Genomic DNA, 20393 nt, shown 5'->3' with positions numbered 1-20393 from the left:
GTCGTGAGCGGAATACCTGGGCAACTACGTGATCGCGTCGCGGTCGTCACCGGCGCGAGCCGCGGCATCGGCAAGGGCATCGCCCTGGAGCTGGGTGCGGCGGGCGCCACCGTCTACGTCACCGGCCGTTCGGTCACGCCGGGCAGACTGCCGGGCACGGTGCACGAGACGGCCGCGCGCATCACCGAACTCGGCGGCGTCGGCGTGCCGATGGTGTGCGACCACCGCGACGACGACGCGGTGGCCCGACTGTTCGAGCGGATCGCCGAGGAACACGGCCGCCTCGACATCCTGGTCAACAACGTCTACAACTCCCCCGCCGCGGCCCGTTGGCTCGGCAAACCGTTCTGGCAGGTGCCACCCGACGCCTGGGATCAGACCTTCGATGTCGGTGTGCGGTCGCACTACGCCGCGGCGGTGTTCGCCGCGCCGCTGCTGATCAACTCGGACGGTCTGCTGGTCAACATCTCCTCCCCCGGCGCGATCCGCTACATGCACAACGCCGTCTACGGGGTGGCCAAGGCCGCACTGGACCGGCTCACCGCCGACCTCGCGCACGACCTCGCGGAGACCGGTGTCACCGTGGTCTCGCTGTGGCCGGGCATCGTGAACACCGAACTGCTGCAACTGGTTCCGGCGGACGACCAGGGCAGGCGGCTGGTGACCCTGCCCGGCGAGGGCACCTTCGATCTCGGCGACGCCGAATCCCCGCACTTCGCGGGCCGGGCGGTCGTCGCGCTGGCCGTAGCCCCGGACCGGCGCGCGCACACCGGCGCGGCCAGGCGGGTACACGAGCTCGCCGATCGCTACGGATTCACCGACATCGACGGTCGCGTCCCCCGCAACGATTGATCATCGGCGCTGGACAGGGTGTTCCGGGGCCGGGATGATCGGCACCGATGACCACCGTCGGCCCGACCCTGCTCACCCCACGGCTCCGAATGCGCCCGCTGCGCGCTTCCGATGCCGAACGCCTGCACGAGCACTGGAACGATCCCGGCATCCGCCGCAACCTCTTCGACGACGAACCGGTGATCGCGGCGATGGTGGTGGCGCTCACCCAGCGCAGCGACCTCGATTTCGCGATGCGCGGCTACGGTTTCTGGACCCTCGTGCCCCGCTCGTCACGCAACGGCGGCGAACTGCTCGGCGTCTGCGGATTGCGCTGGAGCAGAGACGGCATCCGGATGATCTCGAGTGTCGAAGAGGGCCATCGCGGCGAGGGCCTGGCGCTGGAAGCCTGCCGCGCCGTGCTGGACTACGCGTTCGGCACGCTCGGCCTGGACCGGGTGGTCGCGGCCGCGGACGAGAACGCCGAGTCCTCGATCCAGCTCTGCGAACGGCTGGGCATGGTCCGTACCGGGACCGTCGATCACCTCGCGCACTTCGAAGCCCGGCCGGTCCCACCCGAATAGCGGGCGCGGGGGCCGGGCTGCGCTGGTGCGATCAGGAGAACTTGATCTCCAGGCCGATGCCGAGAATGGCGATGAGCCAGATGAGGCCGGTGAAGATGGTGACGCGGTCGAGGTTCTTCTCGACGACGGTGGAACCCGACAGGCTGGACTGGACGCCGCCGCCGAAAAGGCTGGACAGACCCCCACCCTTGGCGCGATGCAGCAGCACCAGCAGCACCAGCAGCACACTGGTGACGATAAGGAGGATATCCAGGAACATCCGCATGCCGGTCAGTCTATGGGGTGGAGGCTCGTCCACCCCAATCGGGCGCCGGGACGCCGCGTGCGAGGCCGGTCAGCGACGCTGCGGATCGAACGCGACCAGGTGGCTGACGCGCGGCCGGCCCGCCTGGAACTCGCTGACCGCCTGCGTCCGCATCCGATCCAGCGCGGTGAGCCGCACCTGGTGTTGATGCATGTGCTCGGCCCAGGAGCGCACCACGAACGCCTCCACGAAACGATCGACCACCCCCACGTCACGATAGAGCCGCCACTCCATCGCCCCGGTGCGTTGCGTCGATCGGCCGACGAACACCATCGCCGCGAAGAACTCCTCGGTCCGCTCGGCGGGCACATCGTAGTACCGCAACACCAGCACCGGACCGTCGTCGGGATCGGGCTCGATCACGAGTTCGGGCTCCGGCCAGAACGCCGCCGGGGTCAGATCGAGTTCCTCGGCATCGTGCCGGATCGGCAGCCACACACCGACCACCGCACCACAGCCGAGCAGCCCGGCCGCGATCAGCAGCGCCGTCGCCGGCGAGGTGAGCCCGGCCACCAGTCCCCACAGCAGCGAGCCCATGGCCTGGCCGCCCATGAACACCAGCATGTACACCGACAGCCCCCGCGCCCGTACCCATGCCGGCAGCAGCAACTGCATCGTCGCGTTCATCGTCGACAGCGCGAGCAGCCACGCCATGCCCGCGCCGATCAGCAGCACCAGCACCGCCACGACGCCGGGCAGCAAGGCGGCGCCCGTGGCGGCCAGTCCGAACACCACCGAGGCGATGGTGAGCCGCTGCGTCGGGGTGAGCTTCGCCCGGATGCGCGCCAGCGCCAGCGCCCCCGCGACCGCGCCGAGCCCGAGAGCGCCCAACATGAGGCCGTAGCCGGACGAGCCGAGCCCCAATCGGTCGCGCGCGATCACCGGCAGCAGTGCCCAGACCGCGCTCGCCGGACCGACGAACAGCAGGCAGCGCACGAGCACCCGCCGGATCGCGGGCGCGGCGCGAATGAACCGAGTGCCCGCCTGCAGAGCGGCCAGTGGGCGTTCCGAGGGCAACCGGCGATCCTCGGGTACGCGACGCCAGAACAGCAGTACAGCGACGATGCCGACGAAGGACAGCGCGTTCAGGCCGAACACCAGGGTGGGCCCGGACACCGCCACCAGCACACCCGCGATCGCGGGCCCCACCGCGCGGCCGATATTGATGTTCATGCTGCCCAGCGCGGCGGCCGAGGGGATCAGGCGGCGCGGCACCAGTTCCGGCTGGATCGCCTGCCAGGACGGCGCGGTGATCGCCTGGCCGCAGCCGAGCAGGAACAACAGGATCAGCAGCACGCCCGGCGTGGTGTGCCCGGTCGCGGTGGCGATCGCCAGCACGGTGGCCAGCGCGGCCATCGTCGACTGCGCGCCCAGCAGCAGCCTGCGCCGGTCCATCAGATCGGCCAGCACGCCCGAGGGGATCGACAGCAGCATCACCGGCAACGTGATCGCGGTCTGCACCAGCGACACCAGCGTCGCCGCGTTCGGCTCGTCCACCAGCAGCCACTGCGCACCCACCGTCTGCATCCAGGTGCCCAGGTTGGAGACCAGCTGCGCTGTCCACAGCGCCCGATAGATCGGGGAGCGCAGCGGCGCCCAGGTGGACAGTGGTTGCGCGGCATCGACGGTGCTCACCGGGCCGAGCTTATCGGCGTGGCATCGCGGCATGTCGCCCCCGGGTCGTCGACCCGCCACTGCGGCGCGAACGAACGCGAAACGACTCGGTCCGGTACTCCGTTCGCACGGAATACCGGACCGATGTTCGTCGCTCGGCCGATCAGGGCAGCGGGCCGCCCGCGGCGATCGCCGACAGGGTGGCGAACTCGTCACCCTTGAGCGAGGCGCCGCCGACCAGCGCGCCGTCGACGTCGGTCTGGGCGACCAGTTCCCCGACGTTCTTGGCGTTCACCGAGCCGCCGTAGAGGACACGCACCTGTGCGGCCACCTCCGGCGAGGCCAGTTCGGCCAGCTCGGCGCGGATCGCGCCGCAGACTTCCTGCGCGTCGGCCGCACTTGCGACCTTGCCGGTGCCGATCGCCCACACCGGTTCGTAGGCGATGACGACCTTCGAGATCTGCTCGGCCGACAAGCCTTTCAGCGAACCACGCAGCTGCTCGAGGTTGTACTCGACATGCGTGCCCGCCTCGCGGACTCCGAGCCCTTCACCGATGCAGACGATCGGGGTGAGACCGTGCTCGAGGGCCTTCTTGGCCTTGCCGAGCACCGTGGCGTCGTCCTCGTTGTGGTACTGACGACGCTCGGAGTGTCCGACGACCACGAAGGTGCAGCCCAGCTTGGCGAGCATGCTCGCGGCGATCTCACCGGTGTAGGCGCCCGATTCGTGCACCGAGACGTCCTGCGCACCGTAGGTGAGCAGGAGCTTGTCGCCCTCCACCAGTGTCTGCACGCTGCGCAGATCGACGAACGGCGGGATCACCGCCACGTCGACCTTGTCGAAGTACTTCTCCGGCAGCGCGAAAGCGATCTTCTGCACCAGGGCGATGGCCTCGAGGTGGTTGAGGTTCATCTTCCAGTTGCCCGCGATGAGCGGCTTACGTGCCATGGATCAGGCCTCCAGAATGCTGATGCCGGGCAGTTCCTTGCCCTCCAGGTATTCCAGCGACGCGCCGCCGCCGGTGGAGATGTGCGAGAAACCGTCGTCGGGAAGTCCGAGCGCCCGCACGGCGGCGGCGGAATCGCCACCGCCGACGACGGTGAACGCGCCCTTGCCGGTGGCGGTCACGATCGCCTCGGCGACACCGCGGGTGCCCGCGGCGAACTTCTCGAACTCGAACACGCCCATCGGGCCGTTCCAGAACACCGTCTTCGCCTCGGTCAGCAGCGCGGCGAACCGCTTCACCGACTCCGGGCCGATGTCCAAACCGAGCCAGCCGTCCGGGATCTCGTCGGCGGCGACGATCGTCGACTCCGCGTCGGCGGCGAACTTGTCGGCGACCACCACGTCGCGCGGCAGATGGATGACATCGCCGTAGCGCTCGAGCAGTTCCTTGCAGGTGTCGATCATCTCTTCCTGCAGCAGCGAAGCGCCCACCGAAAGACCCTGTGCGGCAAGGAAGGTGAAGCACATGCCGCCGCCGATCACCAGGGTGTCGACCTTGGGGGCCAACGCCTCGATGACGGCCAGCTTGTCGGAGACCTTCGAGCCGCCGAGCACCACGGCGTAGGGCCGCTCGGTGTTCTCGGTCAGTTTCGCCAGCACATCGACTTCGGCGGCGACCAGCGTGCCCGCGTAGTGCGGGAGCAGCTTGGCCACGTCGTACACCGAGGCCTGCGCGCGGTGCACCACGCCGAAGCCGTCGGAGACGAACGCGCCGTCTTCGCCGACCAACTCGACCAGGGCCGCGGCCAGCTTGGCTCGCTCTCCCTCGTCCTTGCTGGTCTCGCGGGGATCGAAGCGCACGTTCTCCAGCAGCAGGACGTCGCCGTCGGTGAGGCCCTCCGAACGCGAGAGCGCGTCGTAGCCCACCACGTCGCCGGCCAGCTGGACATTGCGCCCGAGCAGCTCGGCCAGCTTCACCGCGACCGGGGCGAGCGAGAACTTCGCGTCCGGCTCGCCCTTGGGACGGCCCAGGTGCGCCGTGACGACGACCTTGGCGCCCGCCTCGACCAGCGCCTTCAGCGTCGGGATCGAGGCGATGATGCGACCGGGATCGGTGATCTGCCCGTTGTCGTCGAGAGGGACGTTCAGGTCGGAGCGCACGAGCACGCCCCGACCTTCGACACCCTCGTTCAGCAGATCCTGGAGTGTCTGAACAGTCATGCGATCAGAGGGACTTCGCGACGAGACCGATGAGGTCGGCCAGACGGTTGGAGTAGCCCCACTCGTTGTCGTACCAGGACACGACCTTCACCTGGTCGTCGATGACCTTGGTCAGCGGCGCGTCGTAGATCGACGAGTGCGGGTCGGTGACGATGTCGCTGGAGACGATCGGGTCGGTGTTGTACTTCAGAATGCCCTTCAGCGGCCCCTCGGCGGCGGCCTTCATCGCGGCGTTGATCTCCTCGACGGTGGCGGACTTGGCCAGGTTCGCGGTCAGGTCGGTGACCGAGCCGGTCGGGACCGGAACGCGCAGCGCGTAACCGTCGAGCTTGCCCTGCAGCTCGGGCAGCACCAGGCCGATGGCCTTGGCGGCGCCGGTGCCGGTGGGCACGATGTTCAGCGCGGCGGCGCGGGCGCGACGCAGGTCGCTGTGCGGGCCGTCCTGCAGGTTCTGGTCCTGGGTGTAGGCGTGGATCGTGGTCATCAGGCCCTTGACGATGCCGAACTCGTCGTTGAGGACCTTGGCCAGCGGGCCCAGGCAGTTCGTGGTGCACGAGGCGTTGGAGATGATGTTCTGGCTGCCGTCGTACTTGTCGTCGTTGACGCCCATCACGATGGTGATGTCCTCGCCCTTGGCCGGGGCGGAGATGATGACCTTCTTCGCGCCCGCGGCCAGGTGACCCTTGGCCTTGGTGGCGTCGGTGAAGATGCCGGTCGACTCGACCACGACGTCGACGCCCAGGTCGCCCCACGGCAGCGCGGCGGGGCCTTCCTTGATCGCCAGCGCCTTGATCCGCTGGTCGCCGACCACGATGGTGTCCTCGCCGTCGAGCGAGACGTCCTTGGGCAGCCGGCCCAGGATCGAGTCGTACTTCAGCAGCGTCGCCAGACTCGCGTTGTCGGTGAGGTCGTTGACCGCGACGATCTCGATGTCGGTGGTGCCCAGCGCCTTCTGCGCCTCCACCGCCCGGAAGAAGTTGCGTCCGATACGACCGAAGCCGTTGATGCCTACCCGGACAGTCACGTTATCGCTCCTCAGCTTTCAAGCGGATAAATTCCGATGCGCCACCCACCCTAATCGCAGCGCCGGACCTCTCCGACACGCGCCTTGGATTCGTGAGCCGGGACCGGATCCGTTCAGGCGTCGTCGAGCAGTTCCGCGGTGACCGCCGACTCGGTGTCGGGCACGCCCAGTTCCCTGGCGCGCCGATCGGCCATCGACAGCAACCGCCGGATGCGTCCGGCCACCGCGTCCTTGGTCATCGGTGGATCGGCGAGCTGACCGAGTTCCTCGAGGGAGGACTGCCGGTGCTCCACGCGCAGCTTGCCCGCCGCGGCCAGATGATCGGGCACCTCGTCGCCGAGGATTTCCAGCGCCCGCTCCACCCTGGCCGCCGCCGCGACCGCGGCGCGCGCCGAGCGACGCAGGTTGGCGTCGTCGAAGTTGGCCAGCCGGTTCGCCGTCGCGCGCACCTCGCGGCGCATCCGGCGTTCCTCCCAGGTCAGCCGGGTGTCCTGAGCGCCCATCCTGGTCAGCAGGGCACCGATGGCCTCGCCGTCGCGCACCACCACCCGGTCGGTGCCGCGCACCTCGCGCGCCTTGGCGGTGATACCGAGCCTGCGCGCCGCGCCGACCAGCGCCAGCGCCGCCTCGGGGCCGGGGCAACTGACCTCCAGGGCCGAGGAACGGCCCGGTTCGGTGAGCGAGCCGTGCGCGAGAAACGCTCCGCGCCACGCCGCCTCGGCGTCGGCGATGCTGCCGCCGACCACCTGGGCGGGCAGCCCGCGCACCGGACGGCCGCGCACGTCGAGCAGGCCGGTCTGACGCGCGAGCGCCTCGCCCTCCTTGGACACCCGCACCACGTAGCGCGAGGTCTTGCGCAGCCCGCCGACGCCGAGCACGTGCACGTCGGACCCGTAGCCGTACAGCTCGAAGATCTCCCGGCGTAGCCGCCGGGCGATGGAACCCATGTCCACCTCGGCCTCGACGATCACCCGCCCGCCCACGATGTGCAGGCCGCCCGCGAAACGCAGCAGAGCCGACAGCTCCGCCTTGCGGGAACTGACCTGCGACACCGAGAGCCTGCTCAGCTCGTCCTTCACCTCGGCTGTCATCGCCACGAGACGCGCTCCTTTCCACCCAACCCGGACCGCACATCCGCGCCCATGTGCCGTCCCTCGACTCGAAGTCCTGCCGGCTGCGGCCGAGGTTGCCGGATCAGCTGATCCAGGGCGGCGGCGAGCTTGCCGGGATGATGCCGATCGGTCCCCGTTTCGGCGACATCGGAGAACGTTACCCGCGCGCGCAGTTGTTCGGCGGCTCTTGCGACATGTTCGCGCTCCCGGCCCGGCGGAACCGAGCCGGAGTCCACCAGAACCTCGTCTACGGTGAATTCCGGTGCGTGCTGTGACAATACGTGCAGATGCCGCTCGGCCGAGAAGCCGGCGGTCTCGCCGGGCTGCGCCGCCAGATTCAGCACCAGGATCTTGTGCGCCCTGGTGTAGACCAGCGCGTCGCGCAGTCCGGGGACCAGCACGTGCGGAATCACGCTGGTGAACCACGACCCTGGACCGAGCACCACCACGTCGGCGTGCTCGATCGCCGAGGTGGCTTCCGGACTGGCGGGCGGATCCGACGGGATCAGCCGCACCCGGCGCACCTTGCCGGGTGTGGTGGCCACCGCGACCTGGCCGCGGATGCACCGGCTGACCCGCGGATCGGATTCCAGGCCCGAGACGTCGGCCTCGATGTCCAGCGCGATCGGCGACATGGGCAGCACCCGGCCGGTCGAATCCAGCATCGCGGCGACCTCGTCCAGCGCCGCCACCGGATTGCCGAGCACCTCGGTCAGGCCGGCCAGGATCAGATTGCCCACCGAATGCCCTGCCAGCGCGCCCGAACCGCCGAAGCGATGCTGCAGGGCGCGAGCCCAGACACCGTCCGGGTCGCCGGCGAGCGCGGCCAGCGCCATGCGCAGATCACCCGGTGGCAGCATCCCCAGTTCGGTACGCAACCGGCCCGAGGAACCGCCGTCGTCGGCGACGGTGACAACCGCGCAGATCCGGCGGGTCAGCCTGCGCACCGCGCTCAGGGTCGCGTAGAGGCCGTGCCCGCCGCCGAGCGCGACGACAGCCGGGTTCGTTTCCCACTCCGTCATTCGCGCCCCAGATCCCGATGCACGATCCGCACCTGCTCGGCCGAACCCGCCGCTGTGCCCGCGCTGATCAACTCCCCCAGCGCCTCGGCGATCGCCACGCTGCGATGTCTGCCACCCGTGCAGCCCACTGCCACGGTCATGTATCGCTTCCCCTCTTGGCGGTAGCCACCGGTGGTCAGGTCGACCAGGTGGTGACAGGTGTGCAGGTAGTCCATCGCGCCCGGGCGCGACAGCACGTACTCACTGACCACGGTCTCCTGTCCCGAATGTTCCCGCAGTTCCGGTATCCAATGTGGATTGGGTAGAAAACGCACATCCAACACCATGTCGGCGTCGAGCGGAACCCCGTACTTGAAGCCGAAGGACTGCACCGTCAGCTGCAACGCCGCGGGCGCGCCGTTGCCGTAGGCCTCCTCCAGCTTGCGATGCAGTTGGTGGATCGACAGCTCGGTGGTGTCGATGACCAGATCGGCCGCGGCCTTCACTCCCGACAACCGCACCCTTTCGGCCGCGATACCCGAGGACAGCGTGCCGTCCGCGGTCTCGCTCTGCAGCGGATGCCTGCGCCGGGCGAAGCCGAACCGCCTGATCAGCACGTCGTCGGACGCCTCGAGGAACAGTACCCTGGTGCGCAGGCCGAGGGCGCGCAGTTGTTCGGTGACCACCGAGAGCTCGCCGGTGAAGAACCGGGAACGCACATCCATGACCAGGGCGAGGCGGGTGATCGGGGGGTCGGCGGCGGCGCCGAGCTCGACCATCCGCCCGATCAGTTCGGGCGGCAGGTTGTCGGCGACGTACCAGCCCAGATCCTCGAGGACCCTGGCCGCGGTGCCACGTCCCGCGCCGGAGAGCCCGGTGACGATGACGACCTCGGCCTGCTGTTCGCCCCTGCCGCCGCTCGGCCGACCGGCCGGGCTCGCAGTGGTGTTCGATTCGACGTTGTTCGATTCGACGCGTGTCATGTCCTACCGGGTTCGTGTCAGAGTGCCTCTTTCGATCATCGCGCACCGGAATGAGGATCGGGCGCCGACACTCAACGTACGCGACGCCGAACTCGAGCTCCCACGCAGTTCACGGCTTCTCCCCCGCGGTCCGCCCGCTACGACTCCGTGTGCAGCGCCGCGAGCACGGCCTTCGCCGTTGCCACTCCGATGCCGGGCACCTCGGTGATCTGCTCCACTGTCGCCTCTTTCAGCTTGGCGACCGAACCGAAGTGGGTCACCAGCGCCGTGCGCCGCGCCGCGCCGAGACCGCGCACCGAGTCCAGCGCCGAGGCCGTCATCCGGCGTGAACGTTTGCTGCGGTGGAAGTTGATGGCGAAGCGGTGCGCCTCGTCGCGGATGCGCTGCAGGAGATACAGCGCCTCGCTGTTGCGCGGCAGGATCACCGGATCGGGTTCGCCGGGCACCCACACTTCTTCCAGGCGTTTGGCCAGGCCGATCACCGCGACATCGGTGATCCCCAGTTCGTCGAGTACCTCCGCGGCGGCCGCCACCTGCGGCGCGCCGCCGTCGACGACGTAGAGATTGGGCGGATAGGCGAACTTGCGCGGGCGGCCGGTGCGCGGATCGATCCCGGGGCGCGTGGCCGGCTCCTCCTCGCCGTCGACCAACGGCAGGCCCGGGGCGGTGCCGTCGAGTTCCCCACGCTCGGCCTCGTCACGTTCCTTGCGCAGCCGATGGAAGCGGCGGCGAGTGACCTCGGCGATGCTGCCGACATCGTCGGAGCGGCCCTCGCCCGCGGCCTCCTTGATGGCGTAGTGGCGGTACTCCGAGGAACGCGCCAGCCCGTCTTCGAAAACCACCAGCGAGGCGACCACGTCGGTGCCCTGCACATGGCTGATGTCCACGCACTCGATGCGCAGCGGCGCGGTGTCCAGGTCCAGCGCGTCCTGGATGTCCTGCAGTGCCGCCGAGCGCGCGGTGAGATCGCCCGCGCGCTTGAGCTTGTGCTGGGCCAGTGCCTCTTTCGCATTGCGTTCGACCGTCTCGGCCAGCGCCTTCTTGTCCCCACGCTGGGGAACCCGCAGTCGCACCGCCGAGCCGCGCAGGGTACTCAGCCACTCCTGGACCTGCTCGTGGTCGACGGGCAACGCGGGGACCAGCACCTCACGCGGCACCACCGTCGCGGGCTGTTCGGTGGGGTTCTGATCGGCGTAGGCGACCTGCTCGCCGTAGAACTGGGTGAGGAACTGTTCGACCAGCGCGCCGGTCTCGTCCACCCCGGATGCCGTGCCCGCCTCGGCTGCGCGGTCCGCGCCCGCGCCGGCGGCGGGGAGATCGACCGCGTCGCCGGATTTGTCCACCACCCAGCCGCGCTGGCCGCGCACCCGGCCGTCGCGGACGTGGAAGATCTGGACCGCCACCTCCAATTCGTCGGTGGCGAAGGCGATCACGTCGGCGTCGGTGCCGTCGCCGAGTACCACCGCCTGCTTCTCCAACGCCCGGCGCAGCGCCTGCACATCGTCGCGCAGCCGGGCGGCGTTCTCGAAGTCCAGTTCCTCGGCGGCGGTGTGCATGCGACGTTCCAGCTCACGCACCATGCGGTCGGTGCGACCGGCGAGGAAGTCGCAGAAGTCCTCCACGATCGCGCGGTGCTCGGCCGCGTCGACCCGTCCGACGCACGGCGCCGAACACTTGTCGATGTAGCCGAGCAGGCACGGGCGCCCGATCTGGTTGTGCCGCTTGAAGACCCCGTTCGAGCAGGTGCGCGCGGGGAAGACGCGCAGCAGCAGGTCCAGGGTCTCGCGGATGGCCCAGGCGTGCGCGTACGGGCCGAAGTAGCGCACGCCCTTCTTGCGCGCGCCGCGGTACACGAACAGCCGGGGGTACTCCTCGTTCATGGTGACCGCGAGCACCGGATAGGACTTGTCGTCGCGGTAGCGCACATTGAAGCGCGGATCGAATTCCTTGATCCAGTTGTATTCCAGCTGCAGCGCCTCCACCTCGGTGGAGACGACGGTCCATTCCACGCTCGCCGCGGTGGTCACCATCTGCCTGGTCCGCGGATGCAGCGAGGCGACGTCGGCGAAGTAGGAGTTCAGTCGCGAACGCAGGCTCTTGGCCTTGCCGACGTAGATCACCCGGCGGTGCGAATCCCGGAATTTGTAGACGCCCGGTTCGACGGGGATGGTGCCCGGCGCGGGCCGGTACGTCGCTGGATCTGCCACATCGTCAGCCTATCGACCGGCTCCGACACCCTCCGCCGGCACTCAGCGCGGGACGGCCAGGCCGTGCGCGCGCAGTGCGTCGATCAGCGCGTCGGGGCGCTCAGCCGTGGGCAGCGGGTCGACCAGCGCGAACCGGCAGCCCAGTTCGGTGGCCCCGCCGTCGGTGACGGCGCTGTCGCCCACCATGAGGGCCGCACCCGGGTCGACACCGAGCGCGGCCAGCGCTGCCTGGAAGATGCGCGGGTCCGGCTTCCCCGCGCCGACCTCGTGGGACAGCGCGAACGCGGCGACGCGGGAGTCCCAGCCCTGCCTGGCGAAGGCGGGCCGAGGGTCGAAGGCCAGATTGCTCACCACGCCCACCGGGATGCCGTGCGCGGCAAGGAAGTCCAGGACCGCGCCGACGTCCGGGTACGGCGTCCACCCCGCCGGATCGATCTGCTCGGCGGCCGAGGCGCGACCGTCCGCGCCGACGAGATCCGCACCCCACGGCGGAAGAGCCTCCCACCGGAAGAGCGTGCCGGAGAAGTCGAACAACACCGCTTCGATCGCCACCGGGCCAGCGTACCGATCATCGAGTTCACAACGCGGCGCCGCGTGTCGCGACACGATCGGGCAACATTTCGGTTCACCTCGAGCGAAACTCTGTGACTTATCTGCGAGGGTTGCCTAACGTCTGTGCCCATGACAGTTGATCCGGCCGAGCAGGCCCGCGAGTGGAGCTTCGAAACCAAGCAGATCCATGTCGGTCAGGTGCCCGACGGCACCACCAACGCGCGAGCGCTGCCGATCTACCAGACCACCTCCTACACCTTCCGCGACACTGCGCACGCGGCGGCGCTGTTCGGTCTGGCCGAGCCGGGCAACATCTACACCCGCATCATGAACCCCACCCAGGACGCCGTCGAGCAGCGCATCGCGGCCCTCGAGGGTGGTGTCGCCGCACTGCTGCTGGCTTCCGGCCAGGCCGCGGAGACCTTCGCGATCCTGAACATCGCCGGCGCCGGTGACCACATCGTCTCCAGCCCGCGGCTCTACGGCGGCACCTACAACCTGTTCCACTACACCCTGCCCAAGCTGGGTATCGAGGTCTCCTTCGTGGAGGACCCCGACGACCTCGAACAGTGGCGCGCGGCGATCCGCCCGAACACCAAGGCGTTCTACGGCGAGACCATCTCCAACCCGCAGAACCACATCCTCGACATCCCCGGCATCGCCGCGGTGGCGCACGCCGAGGGCATCCCGGTCATCGTGGACAACACCGTGGCCACCCCGTATCTGATCCAGCCGTTGAAGCACGGCGCCGACGTCATCGTGCACTCGGCGACGAAGTATCTCGGCGGCCACGGCGCGGCCATCGCGGGCGTGATCGTCGACGGCGGCGGCTTCGACTGGACCCAGGGCCGTTTCCCCGGCTTCACCGAGCCGGACCCGAGCTACCACGGCGTGAAGTATGCCGACCTGGGCGCGCCCGCCTTCGCGCTCAAGGCCCGGGTACAGCTGCTGCGCGATCTGGGCGCGGCGCTCTCGCCGTTCAACGCCTTCCTCATCAGCCAGGGCCTGGAGACGCTGAGCCTGCGCATCGAGCGGCACGTACAGAACGCGCAGGCGGTGGCGGAGTTCCTGGCGGCGCGCCCGGAGGTCACCGCGGTGTTCTACGCCGGTCTGGAGTCCTCGCCGTGGCACGAGCGCGGCCGCGAGCTGGCACCCAAGGGCACCGGCGCGGTCATCGGCTTCGAACTGTCCGGCGGGGTCGACGCGGGTAAGCGCTTCGTGGAGGCGCTGACCCTGCACAGCCATGTCGCCAACATCGGTGACGTGCGCTCGCTGGTGATCCACCCGGCCTCGACGACGCACTCCCAGCTGACCCCCGAGGAGCAGCTGAACGCCGGTGTCACGCCGGGTCTGGTGCGCCTCGCCGTGGGCATCGAGCACATCGACGACATCATCGCCGATCTCGAAACCGGTTTCGCCGCCGTCAATTCCTGACGCTCCGACGACACACCCGAAACGGGCTGCCGCGCACTGCGGCAGCCCGTTTCGCGTTTCCGCGGCCGCCATCGGGGTTACTTTCTTGTGATGGTGGCGCACAGGGGACGGCTCTGGAGTGGGGTGGCCGCGGCCGCACTGCTCGCTCTCGGTTCGGTGACCGGATGTACGACCTCGACACGGGACGACGCGGGACCCACCGCGAACGCCTGCGCGGTGGCCGACGACGCCGCAGCACTCACCGGAACACCGTCGGGCGCCCCGGACCCACAGCGCACCTCCGCGCCGCGTGATCTCAGCCTGAACCCCGAGATCGCCTCCGGCTACCGCAGCGGCATGACCCCGGTTTCCACCAGCTCCTACGCGGTGTCGACCGCCAATCCGATCGCCACCGAGGCGGCCTGCGCGGTGCTGCGCGAGGGCGGCACCGCGGCCGACGCGCTGGTCACCGCTCAGCTCGTGCTCGGCTTGGTGGAGCCGCAGGCCTCGGGCATCGGGGGCGGCGCCTTCCTTCTGTACTACGACGCCGCATCCGGCGCCGTCGAGGCCTACGACGGCCGCGAGACCGCGCCCGCCGCCGCGACCGAGAACTCTCTGCGCTGGATCAGCGATACCGACCGCACCCCACCGCAGCCCGACGCCCGCGCCAGCGGCCGGTCCATCGGCGTCCCCGGAGTGCTGCGCATGCTCGAGCTGGCCCACCGTGAGCACGGGAAGACCGAGTGGCGGGAGTTGTTCGATCCGGCCATCGCCCTGGCCGACCGCGGTTTCGCCATCAGCCCCCGGCTGGCGGGCCAGATCGCCGAGTCCGCGGCCGAACTCGCACTCGACGAGAACGCGCGAGCATATTTTCTGCAACCGGACAGCACACCCAAACCGGCGGGCACCGTCCTGACCAATCCGGCACTGGCCAAGACCATGAGCACCCTGGCGACCGACGGCGCGGACGCCTTCTATACCGGGGTTGTCGCCGAGAACATCGTCGCCGCAGCGGGTTCCACCACCGGTGGACGTACCCCCTCGCTGCTGAGCACCGCCGACCTCGCGGGATACGAACCGGTTAAACGCACCACGCTGTGCGACGGGTATCGCGCCTACGAGGTCTGCGGGATGCCCGCACCGTCCTCGGGCGGCAGTACGGTCGCCGCGACGCTGGGCATACTGGAGAACTTCGACCTGGCCGCGCTCGCACCGCAGCAGACCGACCTCGACGGCGGCACACCGCGCGCCGAAGCGGTGCACCTGATCGCCGAAGCCGAGCGACTCGCCTACGCCGATCGCAACAAGTATGTCGCCGATCCCGAATTCGTTGCGCTGCCGGGCGGTTCGCCCCAGGCCATGATCGCCCCGGACTACCTGCGCGAGCGCTCCGCGCTGATCGATCCGGGCCGCAGCATGGGAGAGGCGCGGCCGGGCGATCTGGGTCCGATCCCGCTCGGGCTCGGCCCACAGCCGCCCGAACACGGCACCAGTCACATCAGCGTGGTCGACCGCCACGGCAATGCCGCTGCCATGACGACCACCATCGAATCCGCCTTCGGCTCGTTCCACATGGTCGACGGCTTCCTGCTCAACAACCAGCTCACCGACTTCGCCGCCGAACCCGCCGCACCCGACGGGACACCGGTGGCCAACCGCCTCGAGCCGGGCAAACGCCCGCGCAGTTCGATGGCGCCCACTCTGGTGTTCGACCGCGCCGCAGACGGCGAGCGCGGCGCCCTGGCTTATGTGACCGGATCACCGGGCGGCGCGGTCATCATCCAGTTCGTCGTGAAAACCCTGATCGGCATGCTGGACTGGGGCCTGGACCCGCAGCAGGCGGTCTCGGCGGTCTCCTTCGGCGCGGGCAACAGCCCGGTCACCGGCGTCGGCGGCGAGCATCCGGCGATCGACACCACCGACGACGGCGCGCACGATCCGCTGGTGCGGCGACTGCGCGAACTGGGCCACCAGGTCTCGGTCGCACCCCAGACCAGCGGACTCAGCGTGCTGCGCCGCGACGGTGACGAGGGCTGGACCGGCGGCGCCGACCCCCGCCGGGAGGGCGTGGTGCTCGGCGACACCCGCTGAGCCGACGCCGACCCGTTGGGGCGGGAACTACTTCTTGTCGGACGCGGTGTACCGGGCGCCCAGCTCGCGCAGGCCCTCCACGGCCAGCGCGGCGTGCTCCTTGTCGTTGGCACGGACGGCCAGCAGCGGCACGTAATCGTCGTCGACGAGTTCCAGGCGCGCCCACGACTTGCGGTCGGGGAAGCTCACCCCGCGCACCTGATCCCAGCCGAACAGGGTCTCCCCCAGCACGCCGCGCACCTGGACGCCCTCGGCGCCCGCACGTACCCGGGGCCGGGTGAGCAGCAGCACGCCGCTCGCGATGAGCGCGCCGATGGCCACCATCGCGACCTGATCCACCACCCGGAAGTTCACCCCGGTCGATCCGCTCCGCAGGAACACTCCGCCGACGGTGAACACCGCGAGGATGATCACCGCGACGATCCACGCGGTGCGCACCGCGCGCCTCGGCCTGACCTCCAGCTCCCACTCCGCCACGACGTCAGCCCTCGGCGCGCAACGCGCGCAGGGTCAGCGCCGCGTCCAGCGCGGCCGCACACGCCTGTTCGCCCTTGTCCTCGGCCGAGCCGGGCAGGCCGGCTCGATCCAGCGCCTGCTCTTCGGTGTTCGTGGTGAGTACGCCGTTGGCCACCGGAGTGGACTCGTCCAGCGAGACCCGGGTCAGCCCGGCCGTCACCGCGTCACACACGTACTCGAAATGCGGTGTGCCGCCGCGGATCACGACACCGAGCGCGACCACCGCGTCGTGCGTGCGAGCCAACTGCTGCGCCACCACGGGCAGCTCCATCGCGCCCGCGCAGCGCACCACCCGCACATGCCGCACGCCCGCTTCCTTCGCGACCCGCTCGGCATTGGCGACCAGGGTGTCGCAGATCTGCGTGTGCCAGCGCGAGGCGACGATCGCCAGGCGCAGATCCTTCGCGTCGGACAGTTCGAAAGTGGGGACTCCGGTGCCGCTCATCTCCGAGATACCTTTCTCACGACCGCCGCAATACCTTTCCCGTGACCGCCGCTCACTGCGCGGTCTCTCCCAGATCCAGATCGTCGAGACCGACCAGGTCGTGGCCCATCCGGTCGCGCTTGGTGCGCAGATAGCGCAGATTCTCGGCATTGGCGCGCAGGGGCATCTGCACCCGGTCGGTGATGGTCAGGCCGTAGCCGTCCAGGCCGACACGCTTGGCCGGATTGTTGGTCAGCAGGCGCATGGAACGGATGCCGAGGTCGACCAGGATCTGCGCGCCGGTGCCGTAGTCACGCGCGTCGGCGGGCAGCCCGAGGTCCAGGTTGGCGTCCACGGTGTCGCGACCGGAGTCCTGCAGCTGGTAGGCCTGCAGCTTGTGCATCAGCCCGATGCCGCGACCTTCGTGACCGCGCATGTACAGCACGACGCCACGGCCTTCCTGGTCCACCATCTCCAGGGCGGCGTCGAGCTGGGGGCCGCAGTCGCAGCGCAGCGAGCCGAACACATCGCCGGTCAGGCATTCGGAGTGCACGCGCACCAGCACGTCCTCGCCGTTGCCGATGTCGCCACGCACCAGGGCGACGTGTTCGACATCGTCGTAGAGGCTGGTGTAGCCGACCGCGGTGAACGAGCCGTGTGCGGTGGGGATCCGCGCCTCGGCGACCCGGACGACCTGCTTCTCGTGTTTGCGCCGCCAGGCGATCATGTCCGCGATGGAGATCAGCGCCAGATCGTGGTCGTCGGCGAAGACGCGCAACTCCTCGGTGCGCGCCATGTGACCCTCGTCCTTCTGGCTGACGATCTCGCAGATCACGCCCGCCGGTGCCAGACCGGCCATCCGCGCCAGATCCACCGCGGCCTCGGTGTGGCCGGGCCTGCGCAGCACGCCGCCCTCCTTGGCGCGCAGCGGGACGACGTGACCGGGACGGGTCAGGTCGTCGGCCTTCGCGTCGGGCGAGGCGAGCAGGCGCATGGTCGTGGCGCGGTCCGCGGCGGAGATACCGGTGGTGATGCCCTCGCGCGCGTCCACCGACACCGTGTAGGCGGTGCCGTGCTTGTCCTGGTTCGTGGCATACATCGGCGGCAGGCCGAGCCGGTCGCAGTCGTCGCCGACCAACGGCACACAGATGTAACCGGAGGTGTATCGGATCATGAAGGCGACGAGTTCGGGGGTCGCCTTCTCCGCCGCGAAGATGAGATCGCCTTCGTTCTCGCGGTCCTCGTCGTCGACGACGACAACCGCCTTACCGGCGGCGATGTCGGCGACTGCGCGCTCGATGGTGTCGAACCTGGTCACGTCTGCTGCGCTCCATCTATGAAGAGGTCTAAACAGTATCGCCGCTGTCCGCCCGGCCGCGGCTCGCGGCCCCTGCCACGGGGCAGGCCCGCAACGGGGACACCGGCTCTACCGTTCGAAGAGTCCGGGGACGAGCCGGCCGTCCTCGGGGTGGGTCCGGGGCGATCAGCCCCGCTGCTGAAGGCGCTCGACGTACTTGGCGATCACGTCGACCTCCAGGTTCACCCGGGTGCCGACAGCCGCGGTGCCGAGATTGGTCATCGCGAGCGTGGTGGGGATCAGCGAGATCTCGAACCAGTCGTGATGGCCGTCGGCGGCGGGCGTGTCGTCGCGGCCGAGACCGGAGACGGTCAGCGAGATGCCGTCCACGGTGATCGAACCCTTCTCCACCACATACCGGGCGATGGCGTCGGGCAACGAGATCCGCACCACCTCCCAGTTCTGCGACGGTGTGCGGGCGAGCACGGTACCGGTGCCGTCCACGTGTCCCTGGACCAGATGCCCGCCCAGCCGGCTGTCGATCGCGGCGGCACGCTCGAGGTTCACCCGGGAGCCCTCGGTCAGTCCGCCGATGCTGGAGCGATCGAGGGTCTCCTGCATCACGTCGACGGTGAAGGAGTCGCCGTCGATCACATCGTCGACGACGGTCAGGCAGACGCCGTTGACCGCGATGGAATCGCCGTGCCCGGCATCGGAGGTCACGAGCTTTCCTCGAATCGTCAGCCGGGCGGCGTCGTCCAGCCGTTCCACGGCGACGACCTCGCCCAGTTCCTCGACGATGCCTGTGAACATCCCTGACTCCTTGTCCGTCCTGATACCAGCGGGAACAGCGCGTCTTCGGACGCTATTCCCCACCACCGGTCCCCCACCACCGGTCTAGCGGTCAGCCTAACGACGCACCTCACCACCCACGGCGGCACCGTCGCATTCAGCGGGAGAACCGGACCGGAAAGCCGGACGAAAACAGGGCGAGGGGTTTCTTTACCGTATTCGCTGCGGGTGAGTCCAGTACGGATGCAGAATCGTTACCGAGTCGTCGCCACACCTCGGCGAACCACGTCGTCATCGGACCGGAGAACCGGATGAGCACCCTGCTGGAAACGAGATCCCCCCACCCGAGCGAGCCCCCGGCGGCCGCGCTGGCCACCCGGTGCGATCGCTATCGGCGCGAGCACGACCTGCGCGCCGAGGTCGACGATCGCGCCCGCCATATCGTCCTGCCGATCGGCGCCGAATACCGCGCCGTCACCATGCCCGCCCCACTCGGCGAACAGGTACGCGAACGGCTCGCGAGCAGCGGGATCGCCACGCCCGTCGTCGAGCATCGGCGCTCGCAGCGCTGGACCTTCCTCACCGGCTCGGCGGGCGCGGGTTCGCTCGGAACCGCCGAGTCCGCGCACCTGTTCCGGATGTTCGCGACGGTGGCCTCGACCGGCAGCGATGTCGTGCTGCCCTCACCCGAGGACGAACGCACCGGCTATCGGACCTGGGTCGAACCGCCGGCCGAACGCGTCGCGCTCCCTCCGCTGAAAGCGGTCGTCGATGCCACGCTGGCCCTCGGAACGCCGGGGCCGCGCCGAGCGCGATGAGCGGGTCAGCCGCGGGCGGCGGCGGCCTGCCTGCGGAGTTTCTCGACGGTGGCGCCGGGATCGTCGGTGTTGTAGACGGCCGATCCGGCGACGAAGCAGTCGATGCCCGCCGCGGCCGCCTGCTCGATGGTGTCGGCGTTGATGCCGCCGTCGATCTCCACCACCAGTCGCAATTCACCGGAATCGACCAGTCTGCGCACCGTGCGGGCCTTGTCGAGCACCTGTGGGATGAACGACTGGCCGCCGAAGCCGGGTTCCACGCTCATCACCAGCAGCGTGTCGAAATTCTTCAGGATCTCCAGGTACGGCTCGATCGGGGTGTTCGGCTTCACCGACAGCCCGGCCTTGGCGCCCGCCGCCCGGATGTCGCGCGCGACCGCGACAGGATCGTCGGTGGCCTCGGCGTGGAAGGTGACGTTGTACGCGCCGGCCTCCGCGTACGGCGGGGCCCAGCGGCCCGGATCCTCGATCATGAGGTGGCAGTCCAGCGGGATGTCGGTGGCCTTGAGCAGGCTCTGCACCACCGGCAGGCCGAGTGTGAGATTCGGCACGAAATGGGCGTCCATCACGTCGACGTGCAGCCAGTCCGAACCCTCGACCCGGCGCGCTTCGTCGGCCAGGTGCGCGAAGTCGGCGGATAGGATGGACGGTGCGATCATCGGC

Annotated in this window: 20 protein-coding genes; 5 read left to right on the top strand and 15 right to left on the bottom strand. The window is 69.5% G+C overall.

Features of this window, described 5'->3' with window-relative positions; genetic code table 11:
* The first annotated feature begins 3 nt into the window (after positions 1–3).
* Positions 4–852, top strand: coding sequence for an SDR family NAD(P)-dependent oxidoreductase (locus NS3_RS05755; RefSeq protein WP_067854766.1), 849 nt, complete (start codon positions 4–6; stop codon positions 850–852).
* Positions 853–899: 47 nt separating this feature from the next.
* Positions 900–1415 (top strand): GNAT family N-acetyltransferase, encoded by a 516-nt coding sequence (locus tag NS3_RS05750; RefSeq protein ID WP_067854764.1) that lies wholly within the window; start codon positions 900–902, stop codon positions 1413–1415.
* Between the two features lie 31 nt (positions 1416–1446).
* Here NS3_RS05750 and secG read toward each other — a convergent pair whose 3' ends face one another.
* The 10 genes from secG to NS3_RS05700 form a co-directional block, all read right to left on the bottom strand.
* On the bottom strand, positions 1447–1680 hold the full coding sequence (gene secG, locus NS3_RS05745) for a preprotein translocase subunit SecG (protein WP_067854754.1): 234 nt from the start codon (positions 1678–1680) through the stop codon (positions 1447–1449).
* A gap of 69 nt (positions 1681–1749) precedes the next feature.
* Positions 1750–3387 (bottom strand): MFS transporter, encoded by a 1638-nt coding sequence (locus NS3_RS05740; RefSeq protein ID WP_084495081.1) that lies wholly within the window; start codon positions 3385–3387, stop codon positions 1750–1752.
* Between the two features lie 109 nt (positions 3388–3496).
* Positions 3497–4282 carry a triose-phosphate isomerase gene (gene tpiA / locus NS3_RS05735; RefSeq protein ID WP_067854751.1) on the bottom strand — a complete coding sequence of 262 codons (786 nt, stop codon included), beginning with the start codon at positions 4280–4282 and terminating at the stop codon, positions 3497–3499.
* A 3-nt stretch (positions 4283–4285) separates the two neighbouring features.
* The gene (locus NS3_RS05730) at positions 4286–5500 is read right to left on the bottom strand and encodes a phosphoglycerate kinase (protein WP_067854748.1); all 1215 of its coding nucleotides are present in this window, start codon (positions 5498–5500) and stop codon (positions 4286–4288) included.
* Positions 5501–5504: 4 nt separating this feature from the next.
* Positions 5505–6524: a type I glyceraldehyde-3-phosphate dehydrogenase gene (gap, locus tag NS3_RS05725; RefSeq protein ID WP_067854745.1), complete on the bottom strand. Its 1020-nt coding sequence runs from the start codon at positions 6522–6524 to the stop codon at positions 5505–5507.
* A 113-nt stretch (positions 6525–6637) separates the two neighbouring features.
* Positions 6638–7621: a DNA-binding protein WhiA gene (gene whiA / locus NS3_RS05720; protein ID WP_040797052.1), complete on the bottom strand. Its 984-nt coding sequence runs from the start codon at positions 7619–7621 to the stop codon at positions 6638–6640.
* Positions 7612–8658, bottom strand: coding sequence for a gluconeogenesis factor YvcK family protein (locus NS3_RS05715; RefSeq protein ID WP_067854743.1), 1047 nt, complete (start codon positions 8656–8658; stop codon positions 7612–7614). Before NS3_RS05715 ends, whiA begins: the two co-directional genes overlap by 10 nt.
* Positions 8655–9620, bottom strand: coding sequence for an RNase adapter RapZ (gene rapZ / locus NS3_RS05710; RefSeq protein ID WP_067854741.1), 966 nt, complete (start codon positions 9618–9620; stop codon positions 8655–8657). Before rapZ ends, NS3_RS05715 begins: the two co-directional genes overlap by 4 nt.
* Before the next feature lie 137 nt (positions 9621–9757).
* Positions 9758–11827 (bottom strand): excinuclease ABC subunit UvrC, encoded by a 2070-nt coding sequence (uvrC, locus tag NS3_RS05705; protein WP_067854738.1) that lies wholly within the window; start codon positions 11825–11827, stop codon positions 9758–9760.
* A gap of 42 nt (positions 11828–11869) precedes the next feature.
* The gene (locus NS3_RS05700) at positions 11870–12379 is read right to left on the bottom strand and encodes an HAD family hydrolase (protein ID WP_067854736.1); all 510 of its coding nucleotides are present in this window, start codon (positions 12377–12379) and stop codon (positions 11870–11872) included.
* 129 nt (positions 12380–12508) lie between these two features.
* Here NS3_RS05700 and NS3_RS05695 point away from each other — a divergent pair, with 129 nt between their 5' ends.
* Complete coding sequence (locus NS3_RS05695; protein WP_067854734.1) at positions 12509–13813, top strand: bifunctional o-acetylhomoserine/o-acetylserine sulfhydrylase; 1305 nt, start codon at positions 12509–12511, stop codon at positions 13811–13813.
* Between the two features lie 90 nt (positions 13814–13903).
* The gene (locus NS3_RS05690; RefSeq protein ID WP_067854732.1) at positions 13904–15883 is read left to right on the top strand and encodes a gamma-glutamyltransferase family protein; all 1980 of its coding nucleotides are present in this window, start codon (positions 13904–13906) and stop codon (positions 15881–15883) included.
* A gap of 27 nt (positions 15884–15910) precedes the next feature.
* Here the strand turns inward: NS3_RS05690 and NS3_RS05685 are convergent, their stop codons facing one another.
* From NS3_RS05685 to NS3_RS05670, 4 genes are all read right to left on the bottom strand, one after another.
* Positions 15911–16360, bottom strand: coding sequence for a PH domain-containing protein (locus NS3_RS05685; RefSeq protein WP_067854730.1), 450 nt, complete (start codon positions 16358–16360; stop codon positions 15911–15913).
* 4 nt (positions 16361–16364) lie between these two features.
* A complete protein-coding gene (ribH, locus tag NS3_RS05680; RefSeq protein ID WP_067854728.1) occupies positions 16365–16844 on the bottom strand; it encodes a 6,7-dimethyl-8-ribityllumazine synthase in 480 nt (159 codons plus the stop codon).
* Between the two features lie 52 nt (positions 16845–16896).
* A complete protein-coding gene (locus NS3_RS05675) occupies positions 16897–18141 on the bottom strand; it encodes a bifunctional 3,4-dihydroxy-2-butanone-4-phosphate synthase/GTP cyclohydrolase II (RefSeq protein ID WP_067854723.1) in 1245 nt (414 codons plus the stop codon).
* Positions 18142–18306: 165 nt separating this feature from the next.
* Positions 18307–18933: a riboflavin synthase gene (locus tag NS3_RS05670; RefSeq protein WP_067854720.1), complete on the bottom strand. Its 627-nt coding sequence runs from the start codon at positions 18931–18933 to the stop codon at positions 18307–18309.
* Between the two features lie 290 nt (positions 18934–19223).
* On the opposite strand from NS3_RS05670, the gene NS3_RS05665 reads away from it, so the two are divergent.
* Positions 19224–19730 carry a hypothetical protein gene (locus tag NS3_RS05665; RefSeq protein WP_067854717.1) on the top strand — a complete coding sequence of 169 codons (507 nt, stop codon included), beginning with the start codon at positions 19224–19226 and terminating at the stop codon, positions 19728–19730.
* 5 nt (positions 19731–19735) lie between these two features.
* Here the strand turns inward: NS3_RS05665 and rpe are convergent, their stop codons facing one another.
* A complete protein-coding gene (rpe, locus tag NS3_RS05660; protein WP_067855335.1) occupies positions 19736–20389 on the bottom strand; it encodes a ribulose-phosphate 3-epimerase in 654 nt (217 codons plus the stop codon).
* Positions 20390–20393: the final 4 nt, after the last annotated feature.

The organism is Nocardia shimofusensis NBRC 100134 (assembly GCF_001613125.1).
GTDB classification, from domain to species: domain Bacteria; phylum Actinomycetota; class Actinomycetes; order Mycobacteriales; family Mycobacteriaceae; genus Nocardia; species Nocardia shimofusensis.
This window is presented reverse-complemented; position numbering and strand designations above follow the sequence as displayed.